Source organism: uncultured Clostridium sp., from assembly GCF_937920395.1.
Lineage (GTDB): Bacteria > Bacillota > Clostridia > Clostridiales > Clostridiaceae > Clostridium_AD.
The window spans coordinates 1-9,113 of the sequence record NZ_CALEVF010000264.1; the positions used below are offsets into that span (position 1 = coordinate 1).

The window sequence follows — 9,113 nt, forward strand, 5'->3', positions numbered from 1 at the left end:
AATATGTAAAAAAACAAAATGTAAAATAGAAATTATTCCAGGTATGTATGAAATATTAAATGGAAAAGTTTCCCTTAGTCAAATTAGAAAAGTAGACATTGAAGATTTACTTGGTCGTAAAGCAGTAGTGCTCGATACAGAAGGCATTGCAGCGTATATTAAAAACAAAACAATTTTAGTAACAGGTGGCGGCGGTTCTATTGGTTCTGAATTATGTCGTCAAATTATAAAATTTGCACCTAAACAATTAATTGTTTTTGATATATATGAAAACAATGCTTATGATTTACAAATAGAACTTAAGTATAAATATCCAAAATTAGATTTAAAGGTACTTATTGGGTCTGTTAGAGATAAAGCAAGACTTGAAGATGTTTTTAATACTTATTCACCAGATATAGTTTTCCATGCAGCGGCACATAAACATGTTCCATTAATGGAAGTAAGTCCTATGGAAGCAATAAAAAATAATGTATTTGGAACTTATAATGTAGCAGAGTGTGCTAATAGACATAATGTTGAAAGATTTGTTATGATATCAACAGATAAAGCAGTAAACCCAACTAATGTTATGGGAGCTACTAAGAGAATGTGTGAGATGATTATACAATCTATGGATAAGATAAGTAAAACACATTTTGTAGCAGTGAGATTTGGTAATGTTCTAGGAAGTAATGGATCAGTTATACCATTATTTAAAAATCAAATAGCTCATGGTGGACCAGTTACACTCACTAATAAATACATAACAAGATTCTTTATGACAATACCTGAAGCTGCACAATTAGTGCTTCAATCTGGTGCATATGCACAGGGTGGAGAAATCTTTGTTTTGGACATGGGAAAGCCTGTTAAAATATATGATTTAGCTTGGGATTTAATAAAACTTTCAGGCTTTGAGCCAAATAAAGATATTAAAATTGAAGTTACAGGGCTTCGTCCAGGAGAAAAACTTTATGAAGAACTGCTAATGAGTGAAGAAGGACTTACTAATACTAAACATGCGAAGATTTTTATTGGTAAACCTACTTTTACTGATTTAGGAGTAATGAAAGAAAGTATGAAGGATCTTGCGGAAATTATTGCAGCAAATGATGTTGATGCATTAACTGATAAAATTAAAGATATCGTTCCTACTTATAAAAAAACGCCTGGCGAGAATGAGAAAGCTATCTAGCTTACATTCCGTTTAGAAGGCAAAATTTAATAAAGTTAAAAGAACTATCCAAATGTTTATAGGCATTTGGGTAGTTCTTTTTTTATTGTAGACGCTGATATTGCTAATCTTAAACAAGAGAGTTATGGTGAATATAAAACAACATAAGTATAATTTTAGGACGTTTTGTATATATATAAATATAAATTAAGTCATTATATCAAAATAGTGAAAAAAATAGTATAATTATGTAGAAGTATTTAGAATTAATTATCTATTATTTAGTATTTGAGGAGTGATCTTACATGAAAAAAGCAGTGGCAATTATATGTACACTATTAATTATAGTGGCATCTTATGGAATCGTAATTGGATCTAAACGTTATAGCAAAAATGAAAAAGCACTTATTGTATCAGCACAGAAAGATAAAGAAGCAGCAGGAACTGATGATATAAATACTTCAAGTTTAAATTTTTATCAGCAGCTTCATGAAAAAGCAGATGTAAATGCTTTAATATTAGGAGATAGTATGGGCCAAAGTAATGGTGCATCTACTACAGATAAAAAGTGGTTTAACCTAATAGCAAAAGATGTTAAGACAAAATACAACTCAACTATAACAACTGATTTAATTACAGGTGGCGGAAGTACAGGTATACGAAGCTGGGTGGAATTAAATAATTCTAAAATAACTACAAAATATGATGTAGCATATTTATGTTTTGGACAAAATGATCAGTGGAGTATGACGCCAGATGAATTTGGTATTTTTTATGAAAGTATAATAATTAAACTTAAAAAGACAAACCCCAATATAGAAATAATACCAATTATACAAAGTTCATTTAGAAAAGATAATGCTTACTGCGATGTTATAAAAAAATTATCGACGCATTATAATCTTCAATATGCCGATACTATAAAAACATTTGTTAATTCGCCAGAAAGATATGAAGATTTAACAAAGGATACAGAAATTCCAAATGACAAGGGGTATAGTTACTATGCAAGCACAATTGAAAAAATTATAGATAGTAATTATAAAACAAATAAAAAAACTAACCTTACTTATAGTGTTTTTTATAAAGATACTAATAAATTAACTAAGTTTGTTTTTGATACTACACCAGATATAAATAATGGATTTAATTTAGAAGATGGATTAGTTGGGGAAAAGGCATTAGATTCTGTAACTTTTAATACTACGGGTAGTCTAGCTATTATACATTTCCTTAAGCAACCCAGTGGTGGGAAATTCAGTATATATTTAGATGGAAAATTCTTATCTGAAGTAGACACTAAGTCATCTACTGAGGTTAGTTATTCTAATTTAATATCTGATAATTTAGTAGGAAATCACAAAATCAAAATTGAAGTTTCGACTATTTATAGTGGTGAATCAGTGAAAATCTTAGGACTTGCTACAAATTAATATAATAACATCAAAACTACCGAGTATAAAAGTTTATATAAAAGCTTACATAAATGGTTACACAAATAATGAGGGGGTAGTAAAGTGAAAAATAAGTTCAAAATATTTACTGTGGTCTTGGTCACTTGCATTTTTATGTTAGGGAGCAATGTCTATGCTTTTACAAGTTCAAACTATTATGCAAATCAGAATATGAGCGTTGGACTTGAGAGTATGGCGAGTACTCAACTAAATATAACTTTGAATGGTGATTACACTTTAAATGGAGTTATATGCAATAGTGGTACAAGCTATATTTTAAAAGTGAGTGGAACACAGGTAAGTTTAAATGGAGTTTTAGTTAATAATGCAAGTTTTATTCCAAGTAATCTAGCGAGCACTATTAAGATAAATTCTAGTGTTTCTAGAAATTATAGGGGAACATTATCATTTAAAATCATTCCAATTAATGGTATTCCAAAGGTTGTACCTGTTAATACCATAAATATAGAAGAATATTTAAAAGGTGTGGTTGGTAAGGAGATGTCAGATTATTTTCCAATTGAGGCGCTTAAGGCACAAGCGGTAGCTGCAAGGAATTATGCCTTGGCAAATGTAGGTAAACATAGCACAAAAGGTTACAGCATTTGTGACACAACAGATTGCCAAGTATATGGAGGATATGATGCTTCATTGACAAGGGTTATATCCGCTGTAGATGCAACTGAAGGTAAGGTGTTATTAAGTGGGACTAGTCTTGTTAGTGCTTTATATTCTGCAAATGATGGTGGATATACAGAGGATTCAGTAAATGTATGGGGTGCACCACTAAGTTATCTTAAAGCTAAACAAGATAGCTACGATACGAGTTATATTTGGAGCAGGACATTTACTACCAAACAACTAAATGATTTATTTAAACTAAATTCAAAAGTACAAGCAACTGATACTTTTGTAAAAATAGATTTGAATTTATTAAGCAGTACAGGACTTACTAAATTTGATAGTGGTAGAATTAAAAATATTAGTTTGATTTTCAAAAACTTAATTGGGACTCAATATACATTATCATATGGTAAATATTCAGCAAAAACATTTTTGAATTTTCCAAGCGCTCTGTATGATGTAAGTTATGATGCATCTACTGATACATATACTTTTAACGGTAAAGGTAATGGTCATGGTTTAGGCATGAGTCAAGTTGGAGCAAAAAATAGGGCTGCTGTAGGAGGACAAACATTTGAGGAAATTCTCAAGTTTTATTACGAGGGCACAACGATATTAAATATTGCAACTAACAATACAGTTATAACTAGCGATCTAGTTACATTTAATAGTCAAGGTGGAAATGCGATAAGCAGTAAAACTGTAGATTATAACAACGTAGTAACAACTCCGACATCGCCAAAAAAAGTCGGTTATACATTTGGTGGTTGGTATAAAGAAATTGGATGCAAAAATGTTTGGAATTTTGCGACAAGCAAGGTTATTGTAAATACAACATTATATGCAAAATGGACAGTTGTTCCAATTGCTCCAATCGCGATTTCAATAACAACGCCTAAAAATCTAAAAGTATCATCATCTTCATATAATAGTATTAATATAAGTTTTAGCGCTGTGACTTTAGTAACTGGATATGAAGTTTATAGAGCAACATCTATTTCAGGGCAATACGTTTTAATATCAACAATTACTGGGACGAGCTATAACAACACTGGGCTCATAACAAATAAGGCTTATTATTATAAAGTTAAGGCTTATAAGATGGTTAGTGGGGTTAAAAGGTATAGTGTATTTTCATCTATCATAACGACTAAACCAATACCAGCTGTGCCTTACTCATTAAAAGCAATATCGTCTTCATATAATAGTATAAGTACTAGTTGGAAAGCGGTAAGTGGAGCAAGTGGTTATGAACTTTATAGATCAAGTTCGATTAAAGGATCTTATGCTTTAATATCAAGGACTCCAAAAGTTAGTTATAATAACACTTCACTTACAACAAATATGACTTATTACTATAAAGTTCGCGCTTATAGGATGGTTGGTACTCTTAAAGTGTATAGTTATTTTCTAAATGTAATAAATGCAAAACCGATTCCAGCAGCTCCTACAGGGGTTAAAGCTACAAGGAGCAGTTCTAAAAGTATTAAAATAGTCTGGGGCAAAGTAACTGGTGCAAATGGTTATTTAGTTTATAGAGCTACTTCAAGTAATGGAACATATAGTTTATTAACAAAAACACCATATTTATATTATACGAGTGCATCTTTAACACCGGGCAAGACTTATTATTATAAAATCAAGTCATACCGAACTGTTGGAAAAACGATAGTATATAGTAATTTAACCTCAGCAGTATATGCAAGACCATAGTTGTAAACATATTTGATTATTGTTATACTTAATTTAATATATTAGAATAATGAATGATAAATCATATATGTGAGAGGTGGTGTTTTATATGGGACTTTTACGTTGGATAGGTGGAGTAATAGTATTCTTTTGGTTAGTTGGTTTTTTGCTTCATATTGGTGGCGGATTAATACACATGTTACTGGTACTTGCTGTAATACTGTTTCTTGTTGATATGATTTTTGGGAAAAGATAAATATAGAGAATTAAATATAAAGTTAAAGGGGAACTAGCTTATGGCTGGTTCCTATTTTATTGTGATTAATCATAAAATTATTTTTACAATGTTAATCAAAGTATTAAATTATGTGTTATCATTATAGTATGAAAAGCTTTTATTTTAGAGGAGGAATTTTTAATGGAATCAGAACCCGCGCCCATGCCTAACGGCAATATAATGGCGCAATTAATATTAATTGTTGTTTTAACACTAATAAATGCATTTTTCGCATCGGCAGAAATGGCAATAGTATCTTTAAACAAGAACAAAATTAGACAATTAGCAGAGGAAGGTAATAGAAAGGCTATACTATTATCAAAACTTATAGACAAACCAACAAAATTTTTATCAACGATTCAGGTTGGAATTACGTTTGCTGGATTTTTTTCTAGTGCATATGCGGCTACAGCTATATCACGTAGACTTACACTGGTTTTAAACAATATGAGTGTACCTTATAGTGAAACGGTTGCTTTAGTTGCTATAACAGTTGTACTTGCGTATATCACACTTGTATGCGGAGAGCTTTTTCCAAAACGTATTGCTCTACAAAATTCTGAGGCTATTGCAATGTTTTGCGTAGTACCTGTTATATATGTATCTAAAATTGTTATGCCATTTGTGTGGTTACTCTCAGCATCTACTAATGTTTTAGTGAAAATTACAGGTCTTGGCAGCGAGAAGAAGGAAGAAAAGTTATCGAAGGAAGAAATAAAATCACTTATAGAAGTGGGTCAAGAACATGGCGTTATTAATGAAACAGAAAAAAATATGATTAATAATATTATTGAGTTTGATGATAAATTAGCTAGGGAAGTTATGACTCCAAGAACAGGCGTATATATGATTGATATAAATGACCCTATTACTGAGTTCTTAGACGAGTTGTTAGATGAGAGACATTCAAGAGTACCAGTATTTGAAGATGATGCAGATAACATCATTGGAATACTTCATATGAAAGATTTTATGCTAGAGGCACGAAAGAATGGTTTTGAAAATGTAAATATTAAGAATATATTACATCCACCTTATTTTGTTCAAGAAAATAAGAATATAGATGAGTTATTTAAAGAATTAAAAAGTTCTAAAAATCATATCGCTATGCTTATAGATGAATATGGAGGATTTTCAGGGGTAGTTACAACTGAAGATATTACAGAAGAAATCATGGGTAATATAGATGATGAGTATGATCATGAGGAGCCAGAAATAAAGAAAGTTGATAATAATACTTATATAGTAAGTGGATTACTTTCTTTAGATGATTTGAATGAGCATTTAGATTTGAATTTAGTGTCCAAAGATTACAATACTATAGGAGGTTTTCTAATTAATCTTATGGGGTGTATTCCAAAGATTAATGAAGAAAGAACTGTTGAATATGAGGATGTAGTATTTAGAATAGAGGAAGTTCGAGAGCGTAGAATAGAAAAAATTAAAATATGTATATAAGAGTTGCCCTACTTTTAAATAAAGTAGGGTTATTTAAGGTTAAGTAAACTATAAAATTTGTAATTGTGCATAAATATGGTATTATATAATTAGAAAATTATGTTGTTGTTATAATAGCAATAAATGTGGATAATACTAAGCATATAGGCTGATTTGGAAGGGGCTATCAAAAGTGACTATTTTTATAAACATTCTTCTCGTATTTTTACTTGTATTTATGAATGCTTTTTTCGTTGCAACAGAGTTTGCAATGGTAAAGGTTAGAAAATCTAGAATAGAAACATTAGTTATGGATGGAGCTCAAAATGTAAAATATACTTTAAAGGTTGTAAAAAATTTAAATTCTTATCTATCTGCATGTCAGTTAGGAATAACGCTTGCGTCACTTGGTCTTGGATGGATAGGAGAACCTGCAGTTGCAGCAATGCTCACTCCGTTATTCAATTTAATGGATCTGCCGGAAGCTGCTGTTCACTCGATTTCATTTATATTGGGATTTTCACTTATAACTGGATTTCATATAGTGCTTGGGGAATTAGTCCCAAAGTCACTTGCAATTATAAATACAGAGAAGATAGCAATGTATACAGCGCTACCACTTGTTTTGTTTTATAATATAACTTTTCCAATAATGTGGGCGTTTAATCATAGTACTAGTTTAGTTTTAAAGATATTTGGTGTATCATTAGTTGATGAACATGATGTAGCACATACTGATGAGGAAATAAAGTTATTAGTTGAGGAAAGTTATAATCATGGACTAATAGATAAAACCGAATTAACTTTTATAGATAATATATTCGATTTTTCTGAGAAAACAGTAAAAGAAATAATGATTCCTAGAACCGATATGGAATGCATTTACTTAGAAGATTCATTTGATGATATCATAGCCTTTACTTTAGATGAACAACTTACAAGATACCCAGTATGTCGGGATAGTAAAGATAATGTTGTTGGGTTTGTGCATATTAAGGATTTGTATAAGCAGAAAATCGAAGGAAATAGCCAAAATATAGAGGATGTTATCCGTGAAATTAAATTTGTCCCAGAATCTTTATCGATAAGTGAATTATTAAAAGTATTTAAAAAAGATAAGGTACAAATGGCTATAATTATTGATGAATATGGTGGAACATCTGGACTTTTAACTATTGAAGATATTTTAGAAGAAATAGTTGGTGAGATTCAAGATGAGTTTGATGAAGAGGTTAATGAGATTATTAAAACAGAAGATGGCGGTTATAGCGTAGATGGCAAAGTTCTTATTGAAGACATCGTTGAACTTCTAAGTATAGATATAGAAGAAGAAAACATTGATACAATTGGGGGATGGGTCTATTCAAAATTAAGCTCATATCCACAAGTGAATGATAAAATAATTTATGAAAATTATGAATTTATTATATCAGAATGTGATAGCAAAAGAATTAGTAAAGTTAAAATTAATAAATTAATTGAAAAGTCGATTGAAAAGTCGATTGAAAAATCAATTGAAGAATCGGATGAAAAGTAGTAAAAAGCCCCGCTTAGTTATGTAGTTAATAGCTAAGGGGCCATTTTTTTTATCCGTATTTACAGTATAAACTTGAATAAATATACAACAATATGAATAATTATTCAAAACTTGTTGATTTTTTTATAAGTCTACTGTATAATACTCTTTATTAACAAATTTTAAAGGTGAGGCGATTCAATATGATCAAAGCAGGTATAATAGGGGCTACTGGCTATGCAGGTGAACAACTAGCATGGTTTTTATACAAGCATCCCAATGTCAATGTAGAATTCTATTCTTCACATAAATATGCAGACATGAGTTATAGTGAAACCTATGGTAACTTCTATAGTTATATAGATGATATGTGCGTTGATATGGAGACAGCCATGAGTAAATTGTCTGATATAAATGTTCTTTTTATAGCTATGCCACATGGCAAATCATTTGAAATAACGCAGAAGGCATTAACACTTGGAGTAAAAGTAATAGATCTAGGTGCGGACTATAGATTAAAATCAAAAGATGTTTATGAAAAATGGTATAACGTTAAACATGAATGCGAGGATCTACTAAAAGATGCAGTTTATGGCCTTTGTGAATTAAATAGAGAAGCTATAAAAAAGTGTAATTTATTAGCAAACCCAGGTTGTTATCCAACAGCCACAATATTAGCACTTACGCCGCTTTTAAGAAAAAACTTGATAGATACGACGTCAATCATAGTTGATGCTAAATCAGGAGTATCAGGTGCAGGTAGGGGTGCAAATGTTGCCTCGCTTTATACAGAATGTAATGAATCTATTAAAGCTTATGCAGTTACTACTCATAGACATACTCCAGAGATTGAGCAAGAACTTAGCAAAGCTTGCGGGGATGATGTAACAATATGTTTTACTCCTCATTTAGTTCCAATGAATCGTGGAATATTATCAACTTGTTATGCAACACTTA

Annotated in this window: 7 protein-coding genes; all 7 read left to right on the forward strand. The window is 30.7% G+C overall.

What is annotated here, in order from left to right; translation table 11 throughout:
• A partial coding sequence (locus tag Q0649_RS16945; protein WP_298844779.1) for a UDP-N-acetylglucosamine 4,6-dehydratase family protein occupies positions 1-1,177 on the forward strand: 1,177 nt, incomplete at its 5' end.
• Between the two features lie 284 nt (positions 1,178-1,461).
• On the forward strand, positions 1,462-2,589 hold the full coding sequence (locus Q0649_RS16950) for an SGNH/GDSL hydrolase family protein (RefSeq protein WP_298844784.1): 1,128 nt from the start codon (positions 1,462-1,464) through the stop codon (positions 2,587-2,589).
• Positions 2,590-2,673: 84 nt separating this feature from the next.
• Positions 2,674-4,947 (forward strand): SpoIID/LytB domain-containing protein, encoded by a 2,274-nt coding sequence (locus tag Q0649_RS16955; protein WP_298844787.1) that lies wholly within the window; start codon positions 2,674-2,676, stop codon positions 4,945-4,947.
• An 88-nt stretch (positions 4,948-5,035) separates the two neighbouring features.
• Positions 5,036-5,182, forward strand: coding sequence for a lmo0937 family membrane protein (locus Q0649_RS16960; protein WP_298844789.1), 147 nt, complete (start codon positions 5,036-5,038; stop codon positions 5,180-5,182).
• Positions 5,183-5,344: 162 nt separating this feature from the next.
• The gene (locus Q0649_RS16965) at positions 5,345-6,661 is read left to right on the forward strand and encodes a hemolysin family protein (protein ID WP_298844792.1); all 1,317 of its coding nucleotides are present in this window, start codon (positions 5,345-5,347) and stop codon (positions 6,659-6,661) included.
• A 172-nt stretch (positions 6,662-6,833) separates the two neighbouring features.
• A complete protein-coding gene (locus Q0649_RS16970) occupies positions 6,834-8,177 on the forward strand; it encodes a hemolysin family protein (RefSeq protein WP_298844794.1) in 1,344 nt (447 codons plus the stop codon).
• A 182-nt stretch (positions 8,178-8,359) separates the two neighbouring features.
• The coding region (gene argC / locus Q0649_RS16975) for an N-acetyl-gamma-glutamyl-phosphate reductase (RefSeq protein WP_298844798.1) at positions 8,360-9,113 on the forward strand (754 nt) is incomplete at its 3' end.

Excerpts from the sequence above, each read along its gene's own strand:
- Q0649_RS16950 (WP_298844784.1), top strand. The coding sequence starts at position 1,462 with ATGAAAAAAGCAGTGGCAATTATATGTACACTATTAATTATAGTGGCA.
- Q0649_RS16960 (WP_298844789.1), top strand. The coding sequence starts at position 5,036 with ATGGGACTTTTACGTTGGATAGGTGGAGTAATAGTATTCTTTTGGTTA.
- Q0649_RS16965 (WP_298844792.1), top strand. The coding sequence starts at position 5,345 with ATGGAATCAGAACCCGCGCCCATGCCTAACGGCAATATAATGGCGCAA.